Below are 18,834 nucleotides of genomic sequence, written 5' to 3'. Positions count from 1 at the left end.
ATATGGATATATGTGTATATGGTAGCAAGAAAAATTGGGATATATCTTTAACTATACCAGGTGATAAATCTATAGGACATAGATCACTTATTATTGGATGCATACCTAAAGGTAAATATAAAATAGAAAACTTTTCTTTTAGTAAAGATTGTTTAACGACTTTAGAAATAATAAAAAAACTTGGAGTTATAGTAATTGAGAAGATTGTAGATAATAAGAGAGTTTTATATGTTGATTCTCCAGGTTATGCTAATTTTAATAAAGATATTGGTACTGTAAATTGTAATAATTCAGGTACTACAATAAGGTTGATTTCTGGATTGTTATGTGGAGCAAATATTAGAGCTATATTAGTTGGTGATGATTCATTACAAAATAGACCAATGAAAAGAATTATTGAGCCATTAACGCTTATGAATGGACATATAGAATCTAAAAATGGAAAACTTCCATTACTAATAAATAAGAATGACGGGTTGAAGGGCATAGAATATAATATGACAGTTCCATCAGCACAAGTTAAATCATCAATACTAATAGCTGGTTTTTTAGCCAGTGAAAAAACTATAGTTACTGAATTTCACAAAACAAGAAATCATACTGAAAAATTGTTTAAGTATTTAAATGCTAATATAAATATTAATAATAATAAAATTTCTATTGAAAATTCAAATATAGAGAGCAAAGATATATTTGTTCCTGGCGATCCGTCAAGTGCAGCATTTTTAATAGGGTCTACTATTTTATCTGAAAAATCTAAAATAAAATTAAATAATGTTTTATTAAATGATGGAAGGCTTAAATATGTAGATATATTAAAACGAATGGGGGCTAATATATCTATAAACAAAACTGGCTTTTTAAATGAGGAACTTATAGGAGATATATATGTGGAGAGTTCTAATTTGAATGGGGTTACAGTGAAAAGTGATGAAATTCCTAATATAATAGATGAAATTCCAATTTTAAGCGTTTTAGCAGCTTTTGCTAAAGGAAATACTTTGTTTGAAAATGTAGAAGAATTAAAGTATAAAGAATGTGATAGAGTAGAAGCTATAATTAAAAATTTACAAAACATGGGAATTGAATCTACTATAGATGGAAAATATAATTTAAAGATTAAACCAATAAATAATTTAATAGAAAAAAATATAGAAATAGATTCCTATAATGATCATAGAATTGCATTAGCATTTCTAGTTGCAGCAATCAAGAATCATGGAAAAACTATAATAAAAAATTATGAATGCACTGATATATCTTTTCCAAAATCGCTAAATTATTTTAAAGATGTATTAAAAATAGAAAAAATGTAATAAAAATAGTATAATAAAATTCTCTTATAAACAAACAATAATTAAGATTACACATTAACTTTTAAGGAGTGATGTATTATGAATAAAAATGATCTTAATTATTTTAAAAATAGACTTATAAGAGAAAAACAAAAGATAAACGAAGTTATAGAAGAATTGAAACCTAAAAAATCAATAAATACTAATGCTGAAATGGCAAGTGAGATATCTGTATATGATGATCATACAGGAGATAGTGCAGGAGCATTATTTGACATGACGAGGGATATAGCACTTGAAAATAATGAAAAGACTATACTTAATAAAATAGATAATGCAATTAATAAAATAGATAGTGGTGATTATGGTAAATGTAATTTATGTGGTAAATTAATATCACAGGAAAGACTAAGTTTTATTCCATATGCTGAGAATTGTATAGAGTGTGAAAACAAGGTTAATGAGGAAATTAAAGTAAAAGATAATTCTATTGAAACTATGAAGAATTTAAGAAATAGTGAAAGGCCGTCATATTATTCATATAAGGCAACAGATAGTTCTGTTTATAAATTTAATAATGGGTATGAAAGTATTAATGGTTTTATAGATATAGATGGAGAATATGATAATTATTATGATGATAACTATTATGTTGACCCAATAGAAAGTATCAGTAATACACAATATAAGAATCAATTACCATATTAGATTAGTAATATTAAGGTGTATATCTAAAGCTAGATATACACCTTAATATAAAAAATAGAATGAAATTTTAACAGTAAATACTTAAAGTCTATTTTTAGGGGGTGGGTTTTATGATTTTAGAGTTATTAATAATAATTATAGGATTTTTTGCTGATAGAGTAACTAAATTATGGGCATTAGGTTATTTAAAAGGAACAGATGGAATAACAATAATAAATAATATTTTTAAATTGGATTATTTAGAAAATAGAGGCGCAGCTTTTGGAATATTAGAAGATAAGATATGGTTTTTAGTTTTAATAACTACTATTGTAGTTGGTGGAATTATATTTTATTTATTAAAGGCAAAACCAACATTTAGGCTTACAAGAATAGCATTTTCAATGATTATAGCAGGAGCTTTAGGAAATTTTTATGATAGATTAGTTTATAAGTTTGTTGTAGATTTTATTTGTATACATTATAAAGATGTATATTATTTTCCAACATTTAATGTAGCAGACATATTAGTGAGTTTAGGTACAGTAGCTATAATAATTTGTATAATAAAGGACGAGATTTAATGGAAAAAATACTTTTAAAAGTAGATGAAGATAATATTAATAAAAGATTAGACTTATTTATAAGTGAAAAGTTAGAGGGAAAGTCTAGATCGTATGTTCAAGGACTAATAGAAGATGAAAAAGTAGTAGTAAATGAAAAAATAAAAAAAAGCAATTATAAATTAAAATTAGAAGATGTAATAAATATAGAAGTACCACAGCCTAGAGAACTTGAAATAGAGGCTGAAGATATACCATTGGATATAGTATATGAAGATAGTGATGTTATTATTGTTAATAAAGATAAGGACATGGTTGTTCATCCAGCACCAGGAAATTATAATGGAACTTTGGTAAATGCATTATTATATCATTGCAAAGATTTGTCTGGTATAAATGGTGTTGCAAGACCTGGTATAGTTCATAGGATAGATAAAGATACCTCAGGCATATTAGTTATAGCTAAAAATGATAATGCTCATAATAGGTTAGCAGAACAATTTAAAGATCATAGCATAACAAGAACTTATTATGCATTAGTTGAAGGTGTTATCAAAACAGATAGTGGAATAATAGATGCTCCTATAGGAAGGCATCCAGTAGAAAGAATAAAAATGGCTGTTGTAAAAAATGGAAAGCATGCAGTTACTCATTATGAAGTTATAGAAAGATTTAAAGGTTATACCCTTGTTAAATGTAACCTTGAAACAGGTAGAACCCATCAAATTAGAGTTCACATGAGTCATATAGGTCATCCTTTACTAGGTGATGAAGTATATGGATTCAAAAAACAAAAATTTAAATTGCAAGGTCAAGCTTTACATGCGAAAGATTTAGGTTTTATACATCCAACAAAAGGTGAATATGTTGAATTTTCATCGCAATTACCACAGTATTTTGAAAAGCTGTTGGATAATTTAAGAAATATTAGTAAGATATAGGGAGGTTTAAGTCTTGGAAGTTAAATCAATAATATTAGATGATACAGGTATAAAAAGAACTTTAACAAGAATTTCACATGAGATAATAGAAAAAAATAAAGGTGTAGAAGATGTAATTTTAGTAGGAATAAAAACTAGAGGAGTTCCAATAGCAAATAGAATAGCTGAATTGATAGAAAAATTTGAAGGAGTAAAGGTTCCAGTAGGTAGTGTTGATGTTACTCTTTATAGAGATGATTTAACTGAAGTTTCAGCACAACCTAAGGTAGGAAATACACATATAGATATAGAAATTGAAAACAAAAAGATAATTTTAGTAGATGATGTATTATACACAGGAAGAACGGCAAGGGCAGCATTAGATGCTATAATAGATGTAGGAAGACCTAAAATGATACAATTAGCTGTATTAGTAGATAGAGGTCATAGAGAGCTTCCTATAAGAGCTGATTATGTAGGTAAAAATATACCAACATCAAAGAAAGAAATAATATTTGTAAAAATAAAAGAAACTGACGGCGAAGACTTAGTCAATATATTAGAAGATTAAATAAAACTAGGAGATTAAAAGTATGATGTACGAAATTATTGCTACTACCACATTTGGATTAGAAGCTATAACAGCTAAGGAATTAAAAGAATTAGGATATGAAGATTTAAAAGTTGAAAATGGAAGAGTTATGTTTGAAGGAGATGAGATGGACATAGCAATATGTAACATACATCTTAGAACAGCAGAAAGAGTATTTATAAAAATGGCAGAGTTTACTGCTAAAACTTTTGAAGAATTATTTCAAGGAACTAAAGCAGTAAATTGGGGATTTCATATTCCTAGAGATGGAAAAATGCATGTAATAGGAAAATCAGTAAAATCAACATTACATAGTGTTCCAGACTGCCAAAGTATAGTAAAAAAAGCAGTAGTAGAAAGAATGAAAGAAAAATATAATACAAGTTGGTTTGATGAAGACGGTCCAGTATATAAAATCGAAGTTTCAATATTAAAAGATGTTGTAACTTTAGCTATAGATACATCTGGTGTTGGACTTCATAAAAGAGGATATAGAGAAAATGCAGGAAATGCTCCTTTAAAGGAAACTTTAGCAGCAGCAATGGTATTAATTACAAAATATGATGGTTCAAGAATTCTTTTAGATCCATTCTGTGGATCAGGAACTATAGCAATAGAAGGGGCTATGATAGCGAGAAATATTGCTCCAGGAATAAATAGAACTTTTGAAAGTGAAACTTGGCCTAATATGTCAAAAGAAATGTGGGCGCAAGTTAGAGACGGTGCTAAGAGGGCAGAAAATAATAAACAAATAGAAGTATTGGCTTCAGATATAGATGGTAGAGTACTAAGAACTGCTATGGATAATGCTAGAAAAGCTGGTGTAGATGATATTATAAAATTTCAAAAACTTCCAATGCAAAGTGTACGTTCAAGAAAGAAAAATGGACTTATAATAACAAATCCACCATATGGGGAAAGATTACTAGATGAAAATGAAGTAAAAGTATTATATAAAGAGTTTGCCAATATGTATAACAATTTGAATGATTGGTCATGTTACACGCTAACATCTTTTGACGATTTTCAAAAATGTTTTGGTAAAAAAGCAGATAAGAATAGAAAATTATATAACGGAAGAATACAATGTTATTATTATCAATATAATATAAAGAAATAGTAAAAAGGGTTAATTCTAGTTTGAATTAACCCTTTTTATATTTATAATTTATATTTGAGAGACTTTAGGAATTTCTGGCGTAATATAAATTGTCTTATTAGTGTAATATATAACCATTCCTGGTTTAGAACCAGAAGGTTTCTTAACATGTTTGACTTCTGTATAATCCACTGGAACATTAGAGGATGTTTTACTTTTACTGTAATAACCAGCTAGATTTGCAGCTTCAAGCAATGTATTTTCAGGAACTTCGCCGTTACATTTTATTATAACATGAGAGCCAGGAATATTTTTTGTATGAAGCCATATATCATTCTTATGAGCAAATTTTAATGTTAAATAATCATTTTGAATATTATTTTTTCCTACATAAATATCGATATTATCACTAGATATAAAATGCATTGGTTTAGAAGGTTTCTTTTTAGAATTCTTTTTAGATTTTTTAAAAGCAATATATCCAGTTTCTATTAATTCATTTTTAATGTCTTCAATTTCAGTATAGTTATCTGCATTAACTATATTAGCCATAACTGATTCAAGATAATTAAGCTCATCTTTTGCAATTTTTAATTGAACAACTGCATTTTCTTCTGCTTTTTTTAATTTGGTATATTTTTTATAGTAAATTTGAACATTTTCAGAAGGTGTTTTAAATTCATTTAAAGGTATAGTTATATATTCTTCTTTTTCACTATAGTAATTTAATACATCTATAGATTTATCACCTTTTTTTATAGAATATATGTTAGAAGTTAATAACTCACCGTACAGATTTATATTTTGTTTTTCTTCACATTCTTTTAATGTATTTTGTAAAATTCTAATTTTTTTCTTCACTCTATCTATATTATTATTAACAATTTTTTGTAAATCATGGCTACGATTATTTAATCTATCATGTTTATCTTTTTCAAAATAAAATTCTTCTATTAATGTTGAAGGGTTTTCATAGGATTTACAATGAAAATTTTCAAGAGAAGTTAATTCTATACAATGAAAATCTTTTAATATGCCATTATTTGAATAAGATGCAAAGAAAAAATCATTTTCTTTTATCTTTGAAAATATGTCTAAACAAAAATCATAGATTTTTTCTATATTATCTAAATTTAAATCAATATTTTTTTTAGTAAGCCTAAAAATTAATTCTTTAGATAAGTTACTACTAACTCCTGTGAACATCGATGTAAAGAATTTATTGTCTATAGCTTTTTCACTATATAATTCAACAACTCTATTTTTAAAATCTTCTTTGGAAAAATTAAAAGAATTAAGTTTTGGTGAAGCTGGTGGATATTTATATTCTACACCAGAGTATAAAACCCTATAAGTATTTATATCCGCAGTTATATGTTTTATGCTATCCATAACTATATTATCTCTTTGTCTAACTAAAGAAATATTACTATGTCTACCCATTATTTCCACAATAAGAGAATAAACACTATTAAAACCTAATTCATCACTACTTTCAAAATCCAATACTATAAGTCTGTCACTATCAATTTGAGTTATATTTATTAAAGTAGCTGTATTTAGATATTTTCTAAGAACCATACAAAACATTGGTGCTTTTAATGGATTTTCTTTATTATTATTGGTTATGTTAATTCTAGCAAAATTAGAACTAGCACTAATAAGTAACTTTTGAGTTTTTCTATTTTTTTTAAATGTTAATATTATTTCATCTTTCTCCGGTTGATTAATCTTTTCAACTCTACTATTTAAAAAATCTTCTTTTAATGCATTTACTATACTATGCAGAAAAATTCCATCTAATGCCATGTGAATCATCCTTTCTTATGGAATTTAATATATGAAATAAATAACTATTATAAATAAAAGTTATTTAAATTTTTTATAAAAATATATTTATAGTATACCATTAACAAAGATAACTATGGTAAGATTTTTGAAATTTGTAAATGAATCGTGTTATTATATAATTAATATATTAAAATATATAGGGAAACAAGCTCCAATTTAAATTTATTCAATAACTTTAAAATACTTTCACACAAGATACAGTGTTGAATTTTAAGTGATTCGAAGCATGTCTCACTATTTTAGGTATTCAAGTTTTGGAATGGATAATTTTAAAAGTCAACTTGGAACCCTATATTAAACAATTAAATTTCAAACATAAAAAGGTATGTGCGTATAAGCAGATATTTTAAATAAAAATTTAATTTACTATATTTATTAAGAAATTAAAATGAATAGGGGGAAATGATTATGACTATAAATTTTATCAAGATGCATGGTGCAGGTAATGATTTTATAGTTTTTGAAGATTTTAAAAATCAATATAATGATTTATCAATGATAGCTAAGAAATTATGTAATAGGAGATTTGGAATAGGTGCAGATGGAATATTAGTTGCAAGAAAAAGTCAAGTTGCTGATATAGAGATGATAATAATAAATGCAGATGGATCTTATGCAGCTATGTGTGGCAATGGAATAAGATGTTTTGCAAAGTTTGTTTATGAACAAGGCTATGTAAGCAAAGAGACTATGAAGATACAAACTGGTGATGGAATAAAAATTGCTGATTTGATTTTTAGTAAAGGTGATATCCAAGGAGTAAAAATAAATATGGGTAAACCATCTTTTGATTGTAAAGACTTTAAAGCTAATTATAATGAAAATATAATAAATAAAAGATTTAATGTTGGTGGTAAAGAATATATATTAACATCGTTACTTATGGGTGTTCCACATACTGTTATAATAGATGATGGTGATAATTTTAATGTAAATGAAGGTTCTAAAATTGAAAAACATGAACTATTCGTAGAAGGAACTAATGTTAATTTTTGTAAAATTAAAAATGATAGCCATATAGAAGTGAAAACTTGGGAAAGAGGAGCCGGTCCAACATTAGCTTGTGGAACTGGTTGTTGTGCATCTGTAGTTGCTACTAATAAACTTGGATTTGTTAAAAAAAGTGTTACTGTTGATGCACCAGGTGGAAGACTTTTTATAGAAATAACAGATAGTGGAGTAATGATGACAGGACCAGCAGAAAATATATGTGCTGGAGATACTTATATATTATAAAAAATAGAAGTCATATTTAATGACTTCTATTTTTTATTCTCAATATTTTTAAAATAGACATAGCTCATTATTGAAGGTAATAATGAAGAGATTAATAAACAAGTAATTAATATAGAAAATAAAGTAGTTCCATTGAATAATAGGGTTGAAATTAAAGTTAGTACACCTGTAATGGTAAAGAGCTTTCCGCCAAGCCTATGAGTTTTTCTCCATACAGTATCATCACTAAGCGTCCATGGAGTTTTTATTCCAAAATAAAAGTTGCTTCTAGATTTAGGTAAATAGTTACCTAGAATAATAAATAGAACTCCAACAAAGAAGGGAACAAATTTGCTTATTGGAACATTATATCCTAAAGAAGCAAGCAATGTTAATATAAACATTGAAAAGAAAAACAATACAAAGGCAAAAATTGAGTTTTCATAAGATTTTTCATATTTTTTATAGTTATGTTTTCGCGGATCTATTTTAGGCAAAAATTTAAATAATAAGTATGAAAAAACTAAAATAATTGGTTCTAAAAATATGTAATATTTTGGACCATATCTATCTATTTCACCATTAATCCCCCAATGTATAGGAATATTATTAGGAAGTTTGTTATAGAACATAAAAGAAATTATAAATGATAAAATTATTAACGTTAATATAAATATATTTTTTTTCTTCATATTTATTTCTCCTTACTACTTTTACTCAAATCTATAAACCATTTCATCAAATCCTCAAACACTGAAGTGTTTAAAGAATAATATATGTATTGGCCTTTCCTTTCATCAGAAACTAAATCTGCTTGTTTTAATAATGAAAGATGGTGAGATATGCTAGGTTTGGATATGTTAAAAGAATCTGAAATTTCACCAGCAGTCATATCGCTATTTTTGAGTAAATCAAGAATTTTTCTTCGTGTAGGATCAGACAGTGCTTTGAAAACATCATTAAACAAAGAAACTTCTCCTTTCTTAAAAAATAGACATCATTGTAATAATTAGATAATTAGGAAACTATTTAACTAACTTCAATTATATAATACTTATTAAATTTGTCTATAGTGGAAGTATGAAATAAACTTTCTTATATTAATGAACAAATATAATTTACAAAAAATTTACAAAGAAGAAGAATATACATATTTTACTTGGAAATAACTTCAAATATAGGGGTGATAACATTGGAGAAAAAATTCGCAGAAAATATAGATGTTGAAGATTCTGGAATGAAAGTTATTTCCAAGGAAACAGCATTAAATTATATAATGATGCCTTATAAATTAGATAATGACAATATATATTTGTTTGTATCTAACTTTTTAGATGAAGAGACAGTAGAAGAAATAGAATTTGTTTCTCTAAGAAATGTAAAGCAAAACATCTTAGATAAGAAAACAATATTATATCTCATAAACAGACATTATGAAAAAGAAAAATTAAAATATAACATAAAGAAATTAGAAAGTGAAAAACATAAGGAAGAAGATAAGAGTCAAATACTTACAGCAAATGAAGAAGACAAATCTCCAGCAGTATTAATTTTAGATGCTGTTATAAAAGAAGCTATAGAGAAAAAAGCTAGTGATATACACATAGAGCCTAGAAAAAATACTGTAGGTATACGAATTAGAATAAATGGAGACTTAGTAAAGGTAGAGGAGTTTCCACTAGAGATATATGAAAACATTATATATAGAATTAAAATATTATCTTCGTTAGATATCAGCCAAAAATTAAAACCACAAGATGGAAAAATGAAATTTATATATGAGGATAAGGAGTTAGATTTAAGAGTATCTTCACTTCCAACAATTTATGGAGAGAAAATAGTAATAAGAATATTATATGCTAATTCTAATTTATATTCTTTAGATGAATTAGAATTTTTAAAGCAAGATAAGAAATTAATAAAAAAGCTTCTTAAATCTCAAAATGGAATGATTTTATTAACAGGACCAACAGGAAGCGGAAAAACTACTACATTATATGCAATGGTTATGAGTATGGATAGGGAAAGAAAAAATATTGTAACTGTGGAAAATCCAGTTGAGTATGAAATAGAAAAAGCTAATCAAGTGAATATAAACCCTAATGTAGGATTAAATTTTACAAGAAGTTTAAGTAGCATATTAAGACAAGACCCAGATGTGATAATGGTAGGCGAAATAATTGATGAGAAAGCTGCTCAAATAGCTATAACAGCGTCATTAACAGGACATTTGATATTATCTACTATGCATTGCAATGATGCGCCATCATCAATTATAAGATTAATAGATATGAAAGTTCCAAAGTATCTAGTTATAGATTCATTGGTACTTATTATTTCACAACGATTAGTAAAAACTCTTTGTGATAATTGTAAAAAAATCCATACAACAACAAAAGAAGAGATGATAGATTTAAATTTAGATGAGCCTAAAAACATATTTAAACCAGATGGGTGTGAATGTTGTAATTATACTGGATATGTAGGTAGAAAAATGGTTTATGAAATGGTGCTTTTAGAAGATAAACATAAACAATTAATAATGAATTATGAAGATATAAATGAACTAAGAAAATATACTTTTAATAACAAAGAAAATTCTTTATCTCAAAAACTTAAGAATTTAGTTTTATTAGGATTAACATCTTATGATGAATATATAGCAAACTTACAATTGAATTGTATAAGTAAGGATGAAGTAAATGAAGTATAAGTATTTTGCTGTAGATAAAAACAGAAATAATATAAGTGGATATGAAACTGCAGAAAACAGTATAGAGCTATTAAAATATTTAAAGAAAAATAATTTATATTGCATAAAATTTTATAAGATTAAGGATAGTAAATTAAAAAAAATATTTTGCAAAGTTTCATATAAAGATATATCTATGTTTTGTAAGTATATGAGCATATCTTTAAAATCAGGAATGAATTTTGTGGAAATTATAAATTTGGTTATATATAGAATAAATAATAAACAAATAAAAAAAAGCTTAACTATTATAAAAAATGAAGTGGAAAGTGGAGAAAGTTTTAACAAAGCTATGAAAAAGTTTTCTAACTTATATCCTAAATTATTAGTAAATATGATAAAACTAGGTGAGGAAACAGGAAACTTAGAAAAAGTTTTTGAAAATATGGAAAAGTATTATGAAAGTAAATATAAACTGAAAAGAAAATTTGTATCCTCATTAATATATCCAATAATAGTTTTATCATTAGGGTTGGTTATACAAATATTTTTCATGACATCTATATTACCTACATTTATAAACCAATTTAATTTAGATAAAGGGTCTCTTCCTAATATAACTAAGTTTTATATAGTAATAAGTAAATATTTAAAGGTTAATAAAGTAAAAGTTATAATAGTTTTATTTATGATTATGTTTGTTATGTACATTTTAAAAAATAAAATATATGTAAATAAAAAAGTTTCTAAAAATTTATTCAAAATACCTGTTGTAGGGAATCTAATGATGAAAACATTTAGAGAAAACTTTAGTTCAAACATGAATTTGCTTATGAGAAGTGGTTTAAATGTAGTAGAAAGCTTAGAATATACGATTGATAACATCGGAAATATATATTTGAAAGAGAAAATGAATTTGGCTATGTTAAAGATTTTCCAAGGAAATAATTGTGCACAATCATTAATGGAGACAAGTTTTTTTCCACAGTTTTTTATTGAAGTTATAGCTATTGGTGAAGCATCGGGTACATTAAATGAAAGTTTTAAAACATTAGAAGACATATTAGGTGAAGAATTAGAAGAGTTTTTAGATAAGACAATAGTTATAACACAACCATTGACAATAATAATTGTAGGTATTTTAATTACTACACTAATAGTAGCAATGTTAATGCCTATGCTAAATATGATTGAATTTATTAATATGTAAGTTATATAGGGAAACAAGCTCTAATTTAAACTTATTCAATAGTTTTAAAATATTTTTATGCAAAATAATCTGAATTATGAAAAATAATTTTAAAAATAAGTTTAGAACACTATAAAATTTAAGAGCTTTGGAGAGTGAATTTAAATTATGAAAAAAGGACTAATGCTTATAGAGGTTTTGGTTACTCTTTCAATAATTTTATCTATTTTAATGATTTCTTCTTTTGCAAATAGAAGCTTTGAAAAATATGAAGAAAAAATAGCATTAGAATACGCTGCTAATGACATAGTTAATTTTATAAATTATGGTAAAAGTTATAGTAGAAGGTTTAAATCAACAAGCTATATATTTTTACAAGGTCAGAATGTTTTAATATTAGGAAATAAATCAAAAATTATTGAAACTTTAAAGTTGCCAGAACATGTAAGCATAACTCAATTCAATAATAATGTATTAAATATAAAAAATGGTGGATATGTAAGTGATGCTTGCACTATAAGATTAAAAAGTAAATCAGGATTAAAAAAAGAAATAAGTATAATGGTAGGTACTAACTATGTCCATATTAAAGAATAAAAAAGGATTTATGATGTTAGAGTTGGTTATAGCTATGAGCATAATTTTAATAGCTGTTACTTTAATTTTACAAAGTATGGTTGTAAATAGAAGTATAGCTAATAAGCTTGAAAAAGATAAAAAGTTTCATAAATCAGTAGATACTATTGAAAAAATAATTGTATATAACACATCTATAGATGAACTTGAAAAAATTTCAAATAAAGAAATATATATAACTTTTGATGATTTAGAAAAATATCATGGAGAAAAGATAGGTAGTATTATATCTGATAAAGGTGATATTAAAATTAGTTTTACTGAAGATAATGGTTTTGTAAAAGCTAAAATAATAGGAATTGGTGAATATGAAAAAAATAAGGAATATACCTTTGTTAAGGGAATTTATGAAAAATAAGAATAAAGGATTTACTTTGATAGAAGTTTTAACATCATCACTTATATTAGTAATAATTCTTACTGTGTTATGTTCTCTTTTTATAAGTAGTAACAATATGTTTTTTAAGAATATTAAATCTAATAGAAAAAATCAAGAATTGGAAGAAGCTATATATTTTATTGAATATGAACTTGAAAGAAGACCTTGTGAAGTTAAGGTTTTTGATGACAGTATTGTTTTAATATTTAAAGATGGAAAAACCAAAAAAATAAAATGTATAAATAATAATCTATTTATTTTAAACAGCGATAATAAAGAAATTCCCAATGATTACGGTTATAAAAATTATATTTTGAAAGGAGTAAAAAAGTTTGAAGCGGAAAAGATTGAAAATTTAGTTTATTTTAAAATTGAAACTGACGACGGGAAAAGGAGTGAAAAATGGCATCCAATTATAAAGTGAAAAAGAATGGGTTTGCAATGATATCAGTTATTATAATAACCGGATTAGTAATTACAATAGCTTCATATATGATATGTGAAAATGAATTTTTATCTAAATATTATTCTGTTAATAATGAATATTTAGGAACTCAATCTCAAGAGGAAAAACAAAGAGAGGTATTATTAGGAAAAGCTAATAAATATATGTTAAATTCGAAAGAAAATTTAGAAAAACTAAAATTTACGTATGATAATGCTAGTATAAAGTATGATAAAGATGAAGAATTATTAGTATTAATTAGACCATATGATATAGGAACTATTAAAAAAACTTATTATAGACCACAACTTAATAAAAATAAAGTTAAGTTCATTTTTGTTAAGGATCAATTAGAGAGGGGCTAAGATATATGAATATAGTGTTTTATGGTAATGAAAATGATACGAAAGCTGTAAAAATTAAGAAAAATATATTTAATAAATTTAAAGTAGAAGAAGAATATTCTTTTGATAAAATATTTTCTATAAATTTAAAAAATAAAAATATAAACGTACTTGTAGAGGGGGAAGAATTATTTATTAAGGTTATATCTATCCCTAAGGTTAAAAAAAACCAAATATCATCTCTCGTTAAAAATGAGGTAACTTTAAGATATGGAGATAAAGTTATGTTTAAATATAGTGTATTAGAAGAGAAGGATAATATATTTAAAATTATTTTATATTGTTTTCATGAAAAAAAATATAGTTTGTTAAATGACAAAAGGATAGGATATTCAAGAAATCTTAAAGTGGAGTTTTTACAAAATTATGTTTTAAAGTACTATTCAAAATATATACAGGAAGAAAAGTATAAAATGATTTTTCAATATAAAAATTTTATTTATTTTATTAAAGTTAATAAGGAAAATTTATTATTTAATAAGGTGATGAAAATTACTGATACTGAAAAAATTAATAAATTATTAGATGAATTTATTAAGGATAATAAAACTATATATCATTTTAATTCAAACAATATTGAAAAATTAACAAAAGGAAAAAATGTAGTAGAACTATTGCCTCTCACAGTAGACCAAGTGATAAAATTTGCAATAGCAAGGTGAAATAATATTATGAAAAATGAATTTATTCCAAGTGTATATAAAAAAAGAAATAAAGATATTAAATCTATTACATTTAAAAAATTAAAAATTTTTATGATTATAGTATTATTAATAAATATATTCTTAATAAAAGATAATATATGTTCATTTAAAGATAATCAAATAAATATTAATGAAGTTAATGAACTTAATGAAAATAGTGATTTACCTAAAAAGAATGTTGACACTATAGAAAATTTAGAAGATTTAGATTCAAATTTTATATTAGAAAGTTTAAATATAAAAAATATAAAAATAAATAGTGATGAGATAGAACTTACAATATTAATTAATAATAAAAAAGAATATATGGAGTCAGTAAGAGTAATAGAAGAAATATATAGTATAAAAACGATTTCACCAATAATAGAAGAAAATAATGAAAAATTCATAAAGGTGATGATTTAATGAAAAATTATAATTGGAAATTAAAATTGTTTATAATTTTTGTAATAGCTTTTACGTCTGCAAATCTTTTTACATATGTAAAATATAATAGTGTAGAAGATGAGAGCAAAGAAACCTTAGCAACAGTGGAAAAAAATTATGGGTTTGTAGACACATTAGAGCTAATATTTGCTTATGAAGATCTAGAAATAAAACAAATAGAGCCAATAGATAATGGAACAAAATATGAAGTGGAGTTTTTAGGAACTTACAAAGAGTTTATGCCAATTGCAAAATATTTAATAAATTCAGAAGAAGTATTGGAATTAAATGATATAACTATACTAGATAACGAAAAAATTACATTTACACTAAATACAATAAAAAACAAATAACTGTACAAATTTAATTATAAAATACTATAATTAAATTAAAATTAAGTTTTAAAGAGGAATGTTTTATGAAAAATGTAATTTTAATTGGAATGAGTTTAAGTGGGAAAAGCACATTAGGTTTTAAAGTTGCTGAAAGAATAGGTTACAGATTTTTAGACACTGATAAGGCTATATCAAAAAATGAAAATATGACAATAGAAGATATTTTTAAAATAAAAGGAGAAAATTATTTTAGAAGGTTAGAAAGTGAGTTTATAAATAAAATACCTAAAAATCAAAGCTTATTAATAAGTACAGGTGGAGGAATGCCTATATATAATAATAATTTATATAAGCTTAAGGAAAAAGGGAAAGTGGTTTTTCTAAATGTTCCTATTGATCTGTTATTATCCCGAGCAAAACATACAAAAGATAGACCATTGTTAAGAGGGGATTATAAAGAAAAAATGCATAAATTGTATAATCAAAGAAAAAATATATATAACAAAGCAGACATAATAGTTAATTTAGGAGAAAATATTGATGAAAATTTAAATGAATTAATAAACAAACTAAGATTAGGATAAAATTTATTGAAATTGTATGTAAAAAAATGTATAAAATTAAAAAATATTAGATAATATATGGGATAATTTAATTGCAAAGGCAAGGTATTTTTGATAAAATATTATTGTTGTAGGCTATAAAAATGGTAAGGTGGTTTTACATATGAAAATTTTAGTTATAAATGGTCCTAATCTTAATTTATTAGGAAATAGAGAAACTAATATATATGGAGATAGGACATTAGACCAAATAAATGAAATTATAACAAAAAAATTTTTAGATATAAAAGATTTACAAATTGATTTTTACCAAAGTAATTATGAGGGGGATATAATCTCTAAATTACATAGTGCTGTAGGGATATATGATGGTGTAGTTATAAATCCTGGAGCCTATTCACATTATAGCATTGCTATTTTAGATGCCATAAAAGCATATAACATTATAACTATAGAGGTTCATATCAGTAATATTTATAAAAGAGAAGAGTATAGAAGAAAAAGTGTTATAAGTGAAGGATGTTATGGAGTTATAAGTGGTTTAGGATATTATGGTTACATTTTAGCTATTGAGTCTATATTGCATACATTATTAAATAGACAAAAATGCTAAATATTTTTTTGTCTTAATAGACTTATCCATAAAATATTCTTCAAAATATAAAGGGGTAGGTGAATTTGTTATGTATACTAAAAGATTAGAAACTTTAAGAAAGACCATGAGTGAAAATGGTCTAGATGGAGTACTATTACAAGGGGACATTAACAGAAACTATATGAGTGGTTTTAGAGGAGATGAAAGTTATTCTATAATAACAAATGATAGAGCAATTTTCGTAACTGATTTTAGATTCACTGAACAAGCAAATCAGCAAGTTGAAAATTATGAAATACATGAGTATCAAAGACCATTTGAAACGTTTTTAGATAAGATGGTTAAAGAACTTAATATTAAAAAATTAGGATTTGAGGAAAATGTATTAACTTTTGATTTATATGAATCCTATAAAAATGCTGTTAACTGTGAATTAGTGCCATTAAATGGTATGGTTGAAAAATTAAGATTAATAAAATCAAAAGATGAGGTACATGCAATAAAAAAAGCTCAACAAATAGCAGATTCTGCTTTTGACCATATGTTAGAATTCATAAAACCTGGTATGACTGAAAAAGAAATTGGGTTAGAACTTGAATTCTATATGAGAAAATTAGGTGCAAGTGGCTTATCATTTCCATCAATAGTTGCATCTGGAGTTAGATCTTCATTACCACACGGTACAGCTACGGAAAAAGTAGTTGAAAGAGGAGACTTCTTGACATTAGACTTTGGTGCAGTGTATGATGGATATTGTTCTGATATGACTAGAACTATAGTTATAGGAGAACCAAATGATAAAATGAAAGAAATATATAACATAGTACTAAATGCACAAGAGGCTGCATTAAAAGCTGTTAAACCAGGAATGTCATGCTTTGATTTAGATAAAATAGCTAGAGACATAATAAAAGATGCTGGCTACGGAGAATATTTCGGTCATGGATTAGGTCATGGCGTTGGTAGATTAATTCATGAAGCACCAATGGTTAGCTTTAGAAGTAATGAAATATTAGAGCCAGGAATGGTAATAACAGATGAGCCTGGAATATATGTTCCTAATTTTGGTGGCGTTAGAATAGAAGACTTAATATTAGTTACAGAAGATGGTTGTGAAGTTTTATCGAAATCACCAAAAAACTTAATTTGCATATAGTTACTAGGTAGTATTAATTTATTTATCTATGGGTATAATAAATATGCTTATAGATGTAACATTTATATATTAGGAGGTAACACCAATGATATCAGCTGGAGATTTAAGAAAAGGAACTACTTTTGAAGAGAATGGACAAGTTTACACAGTTATAGAGTTTTTACACGTTAAACCTGGAAAGGGAGCTGCGTTCGTTAGAACAAAAATAAGGAACGTTATAACTGGAGGAGTAACTGAAACAACATACAATCCAACAGCTAAATTACAAGAAGCAGTTATAGAAAGAAAAGAAATGCAATACTTATATTCTGATGGAGAGTTATACTACTTCATGGATCAAGAAACTTTTGAGCAAATTCCTTTAAACTATGAAAAAGTTGAAGGAGCTATAAAGTTCTTAAAAGAAAATATGTTTGCTGTAATTAAGTTTTACAAAGGAGAGGCTTTCTCAGTTGAAGCTCCAAACTTTGTTGAATTAGCTATAACTCATACAGAACCAGCAGTAAAAGGAAACACTGCTACAAACGTATTAAAACCAGCAACAGTTGAAACTGGAGCAGTTGTTCAAGTTCCTCTATTCGTAAATGAAGGAGAAACAATAAGAGTAGATACAAGATCTGGAGAATATATGGAAAGAGTTTAATTCATATATTAAAAACTACCCGCTATGGGTAGTTTTTTTTCTTTGTCCAAATATAAGATTAAAGTCTAGAATTTTAATTTATATTTTATCAAGTTATAGCTTTTTAATTTAGACAAAATACATGTTAGTATTCCATTCTATACTACTAAAATATGCAAAATAAATTACATATAATTAAAAACTAACAAGCATATCCATCCTTAACTTCCCACTAACATTTTTCAATTTTATAACCTGATTCTATTTTAGTTTTAAATTTTAATGTATAAGTTGACCTTTGAGGTTGTTTTTCTATATATAGGGTTCCAAGTTAAGTTTTAAATTTATTCATTTATCAAATGAGAAAACTCAAATTAATATTTTATCAATAACTAACAGATTATTTTAGTTAAAAGTTAAGAGTGAATAGTGAACAGTTGTGGTTATTACTATTTACTTCGTTCCT

23 protein-coding genes are annotated in these 18,834 nt (G+C 25.3%); 20 read left to right on the top strand and 3 right to left on the bottom strand.

What is annotated here, in order from left to right:
• Positions 1–2 precede the first annotated feature (2 nt).
• The 6 genes from aroA to ACYUE0_RS06090 all read left to right on the top strand — a co-directional run bounded on the left by aroA (position 3) and on the right by ACYUE0_RS06090 (position 5,177).
• Positions 3–1,316 carry a 3-phosphoshikimate 1-carboxyvinyltransferase gene (aroA, locus tag ACYUE0_RS06115; RefSeq protein ID WP_460269882.1) on the top strand — a complete coding sequence of 438 codons (1,314 nt, stop codon included), beginning with the start codon at positions 3–5 and terminating at the stop codon, positions 1,314–1,316.
• 78 nt (positions 1,317–1,394) lie between these two features.
• Positions 1,395–2,003 carry a TraR/DksA C4-type zinc finger protein gene (locus ACYUE0_RS06110; RefSeq protein WP_460269880.1) on the top strand — a complete coding sequence of 203 codons (609 nt, stop codon included), beginning with the start codon at positions 1,395–1,397 and terminating at the stop codon, positions 2,001–2,003.
• A 110-nt stretch (positions 2,004–2,113) separates the two neighbouring features.
• Entirely contained in the window at positions 2,114–2,566 is a 453-nt protein-coding gene (lspA, locus tag ACYUE0_RS06105) for a signal peptidase II (RefSeq protein ID WP_061994856.1), read from the top strand.
• Positions 2,566–3,486, top strand: a complete 921-nt coding sequence (locus ACYUE0_RS06100; protein ID WP_061994855.1) for an RluA family pseudouridine synthase — start codon at positions 2,566–2,568, stop codon at positions 3,484–3,486. Before lspA ends, ACYUE0_RS06100 begins: the two co-directional genes overlap by 1 nt.
• 13 nt (positions 3,487–3,499) lie before the next feature.
• Positions 3,500–4,036 carry a bifunctional pyr operon transcriptional regulator/uracil phosphoribosyltransferase PyrR gene (gene pyrR / locus ACYUE0_RS06095; RefSeq protein ID WP_061994854.1) on the top strand — a complete coding sequence of 179 codons (537 nt, stop codon included), beginning with the start codon at positions 3,500–3,502 and terminating at the stop codon, positions 4,034–4,036.
• 22 nt (positions 4,037–4,058) lie between these two features.
• Positions 4,059–5,177 (top strand): THUMP domain-containing class I SAM-dependent RNA methyltransferase, encoded by a 1,119-nt coding sequence (locus ACYUE0_RS06090; protein ID WP_460269879.1) that lies wholly within the window; start codon positions 4,059–4,061, stop codon positions 5,175–5,177.
• A gap of 48 nt (positions 5,178–5,225) precedes the next feature.
• Here ACYUE0_RS06090 and ACYUE0_RS06085 read toward each other — a convergent pair whose 3' ends face one another.
• Positions 5,226–6,965, bottom strand: coding sequence for an Rqc2 family fibronectin-binding protein (locus tag ACYUE0_RS06085; RefSeq protein WP_460269878.1), 1,740 nt, complete (start codon positions 6,963–6,965; stop codon positions 5,226–5,228).
• A gap of 456 nt (positions 6,966–7,421) precedes the next feature.
• Here ACYUE0_RS06085 and dapF point away from each other — a divergent pair, with 456 nt between their 5' ends.
• Positions 7,422–8,243 carry a diaminopimelate epimerase gene (gene dapF, locus ACYUE0_RS06080; RefSeq protein WP_061995079.1) on the top strand — a complete coding sequence of 274 codons (822 nt, stop codon included), beginning with the start codon at positions 7,422–7,424 and terminating at the stop codon, positions 8,241–8,243.
• 26 nt (positions 8,244–8,269) lie between these two features.
• Here the strand turns inward: dapF and ACYUE0_RS06075 are convergent, their stop codons facing one another.
• Together ACYUE0_RS06075 and ACYUE0_RS06070 are read right to left on the bottom strand one after the other, a co-directional pair.
• Positions 8,270–8,914, bottom strand: a complete 645-nt coding sequence (locus ACYUE0_RS06075; protein WP_061994851.1) for an SdpI family protein — start codon at positions 8,912–8,914, stop codon at positions 8,270–8,272.
• Positions 8,915–8,916: 2 nt separating this feature from the next.
• Positions 8,917–9,189 carry an autorepressor SdpR family transcription factor gene (locus ACYUE0_RS06070; protein ID WP_061994850.1) on the bottom strand — a complete coding sequence of 91 codons (273 nt, stop codon included), beginning with the start codon at positions 9,187–9,189 and terminating at the stop codon, positions 8,917–8,919.
• Between the two features lie 225 nt (positions 9,190–9,414).
• Between ACYUE0_RS06070 and ACYUE0_RS06065 the strand changes: the two genes are divergently transcribed.
• The 13 genes from ACYUE0_RS06065 to efp all read left to right on the top strand — a co-directional run bounded on the left by ACYUE0_RS06065 (position 9,415) and on the right by efp (position 18,389).
• Complete coding sequence (locus ACYUE0_RS06065) at positions 9,415–10,935, top strand: GspE/PulE family protein (protein ID WP_460269877.1); 1,521 nt, start codon at positions 9,415–9,417, stop codon at positions 10,933–10,935.
• Positions 10,925–12,124, top strand: coding sequence for a type II secretion system F family protein (locus ACYUE0_RS06060; RefSeq protein ID WP_460269875.1), 1,200 nt, complete (start codon positions 10,925–10,927; stop codon positions 12,122–12,124). Before ACYUE0_RS06065 ends, ACYUE0_RS06060 begins: the two co-directional genes overlap by 11 nt.
• A gap of 147 nt (positions 12,125–12,271) precedes the next feature.
• Positions 12,272–12,700 (top strand): pilus assembly FimT family protein, encoded by a 429-nt coding sequence (locus tag ACYUE0_RS06055; protein WP_460269874.1) that lies wholly within the window; start codon positions 12,272–12,274, stop codon positions 12,698–12,700.
• Positions 12,681–13,097 carry a type II secretion system protein gene (locus tag ACYUE0_RS06050; protein ID WP_061994846.1) on the top strand — a complete coding sequence of 139 codons (417 nt, stop codon included), beginning with the start codon at positions 12,681–12,683 and terminating at the stop codon, positions 13,095–13,097. Before ACYUE0_RS06055 ends, ACYUE0_RS06050 begins: the two co-directional genes overlap by 20 nt.
• The gene (locus tag ACYUE0_RS06045) at positions 13,087–13,542 is read left to right on the top strand and encodes a type II secretion system protein (RefSeq protein ID WP_162266734.1); all 456 of its coding nucleotides are present in this window, start codon (positions 13,087–13,089) and stop codon (positions 13,540–13,542) included. The genes ACYUE0_RS06050 and ACYUE0_RS06045 overlap by 11 nt, the downstream gene beginning before the upstream one ends.
• Positions 13,521–13,928 (top strand): hypothetical protein, encoded by a 408-nt coding sequence (locus ACYUE0_RS06040; protein ID WP_061994844.1) that lies wholly within the window; start codon positions 13,521–13,523, stop codon positions 13,926–13,928. The genes ACYUE0_RS06045 and ACYUE0_RS06040 overlap by 22 nt, the downstream gene beginning before the upstream one ends.
• A 5-nt stretch (positions 13,929–13,933) precedes the next feature.
• Positions 13,934–14,629, top strand: a complete 696-nt coding sequence (locus ACYUE0_RS06035) for a hypothetical protein (protein ID WP_061994843.1) — start codon at positions 13,934–13,936, stop codon at positions 14,627–14,629.
• A 9-nt stretch (positions 14,630–14,638) separates the two neighbouring features.
• Positions 14,639–15,076 (top strand): hypothetical protein, encoded by a 438-nt coding sequence (locus ACYUE0_RS06030; protein WP_460269873.1) that lies wholly within the window; start codon positions 14,639–14,641, stop codon positions 15,074–15,076.
• A complete protein-coding gene (locus ACYUE0_RS06025; RefSeq protein ID WP_199868884.1) occupies positions 15,076–15,450 on the top strand; it encodes a hypothetical protein in 375 nt (124 codons plus the stop codon). Before ACYUE0_RS06030 ends, ACYUE0_RS06025 begins: the two co-directional genes overlap by 1 nt.
• A gap of 65 nt (positions 15,451–15,515) precedes the next feature.
• On the top strand, positions 15,516–16,016 hold the full coding sequence (locus tag ACYUE0_RS06020; protein WP_460269872.1) for a shikimate kinase: 501 nt from the start codon (positions 15,516–15,518) through the stop codon (positions 16,014–16,016).
• A gap of 142 nt (positions 16,017–16,158) precedes the next feature.
• Positions 16,159–16,608 (top strand): type II 3-dehydroquinate dehydratase, encoded by a 450-nt coding sequence (gene aroQ / locus ACYUE0_RS06015; protein ID WP_061994839.1) that lies wholly within the window; start codon positions 16,159–16,161, stop codon positions 16,606–16,608.
• Between the two features lie 70 nt (positions 16,609–16,678).
• The gene (locus ACYUE0_RS06010; RefSeq protein WP_199868886.1) at positions 16,679–17,746 is read left to right on the top strand and encodes a M24 family metallopeptidase; all 1,068 of its coding nucleotides are present in this window, start codon (positions 16,679–16,681) and stop codon (positions 17,744–17,746) included.
• Positions 17,747–17,831: 85 nt separating this feature from the next.
• A complete protein-coding gene (efp, locus tag ACYUE0_RS06005; RefSeq protein ID WP_061994837.1) occupies positions 17,832–18,389 on the top strand; it encodes an elongation factor P in 558 nt (185 codons plus the stop codon).
• Positions 18,390–18,834 lie beyond the last annotated feature (445 nt).

This window comes from Clostridium sp. CTA-19 (assembly GCF_054767855.1).
Note: the sequence above shows the minus strand (reverse complement) of the source record. Positions and strands in the feature narration are given on the sequence as shown.

What these genes read in the sequence shown, in the direction of transcription:
- ACYUE0_RS06100 (WP_061994855.1), top strand. Translation starts at nt 2,566, where the DNA reads ATGGAAAAAATACTTTTAAAAGTAGATGAAGATAATATTAATAAAAGA.
- ACYUE0_RS06075 (WP_061994851.1), bottom strand. Translation starts at nt 8,914, where the DNA reads ATGAAGAAAAAAAATATATTTATATTAACGTTAATAATTTTATCATTT.
- ACYUE0_RS06030 (WP_460269873.1), top strand. Translation starts at nt 14,639, where the DNA reads ATGAAAAATGAATTTATTCCAAGTGTATATAAAAAAAGAAATAAAGAT.
- aroA (WP_460269882.1), top strand. Translation starts at nt 3, where the DNA reads ATGGATATATGTGTATATGGTAGCAAGAAAAATTGGGATATATCTTTA.
- ACYUE0_RS06010 (WP_199868886.1), top strand. Translation starts at nt 16,679, where the DNA reads ATGTATACTAAAAGATTAGAAACTTTAAGAAAGACCATGAGTGAAAAT.
- ACYUE0_RS06050 (WP_061994846.1), top strand. Translation starts at nt 12,681, where the DNA reads ATGTCCATATTAAAGAATAAAAAAGGATTTATGATGTTAGAGTTGGTT.
- ACYUE0_RS06045 (WP_162266734.1), top strand. Translation starts at nt 13,087, where the DNA reads ATGAAAAATAAGAATAAAGGATTTACTTTGATAGAAGTTTTAACATCA.
- ACYUE0_RS06090 (WP_460269879.1), top strand. Translation starts at nt 4,059, where the DNA reads ATGATGTACGAAATTATTGCTACTACCACATTTGGATTAGAAGCTATA.
- ACYUE0_RS06085 (WP_460269878.1), bottom strand. Translation starts at nt 6,965, where the DNA reads ATGGCATTAGATGGAATTTTTCTGCATAGTATAGTAAATGCATTAAAA.
- ACYUE0_RS06060 (WP_460269875.1), top strand. Translation starts at nt 10,925, where the DNA reads ATGAAGTATAAGTATTTTGCTGTAGATAAAAACAGAAATAATATAAGT.
- efp (WP_061994837.1), top strand. Translation starts at nt 17,832, where the DNA reads ATGATATCAGCTGGAGATTTAAGAAAAGGAACTACTTTTGAAGAGAAT.
- ACYUE0_RS06040 (WP_061994844.1), top strand. Translation starts at nt 13,521, where the DNA reads ATGGCATCCAATTATAAAGTGAAAAAGAATGGGTTTGCAATGATATCA.
- ACYUE0_RS06020 (WP_460269872.1), top strand. Translation starts at nt 15,516, where the DNA reads ATGAAAAATGTAATTTTAATTGGAATGAGTTTAAGTGGGAAAAGCACA.
- ACYUE0_RS06055 (WP_460269874.1), top strand. Translation starts at nt 12,272, where the DNA reads ATGAAAAAAGGACTAATGCTTATAGAGGTTTTGGTTACTCTTTCAATA.
- ACYUE0_RS06025 (WP_199868884.1), top strand. Translation starts at nt 15,076, where the DNA reads ATGAAAAATTATAATTGGAAATTAAAATTGTTTATAATTTTTGTAATA.
- ACYUE0_RS06035 (WP_061994843.1), top strand. Translation starts at nt 13,934, where the DNA reads ATGAATATAGTGTTTTATGGTAATGAAAATGATACGAAAGCTGTAAAA.
- aroQ (WP_061994839.1), top strand. Translation starts at nt 16,159, where the DNA reads ATGAAAATTTTAGTTATAAATGGTCCTAATCTTAATTTATTAGGAAAT.
- ACYUE0_RS06110 (WP_460269880.1), top strand. Translation starts at nt 1,395, where the DNA reads ATGAATAAAAATGATCTTAATTATTTTAAAAATAGACTTATAAGAGAA.
- lspA (WP_061994856.1), top strand. Translation starts at nt 2,114, where the DNA reads ATGATTTTAGAGTTATTAATAATAATTATAGGATTTTTTGCTGATAGA.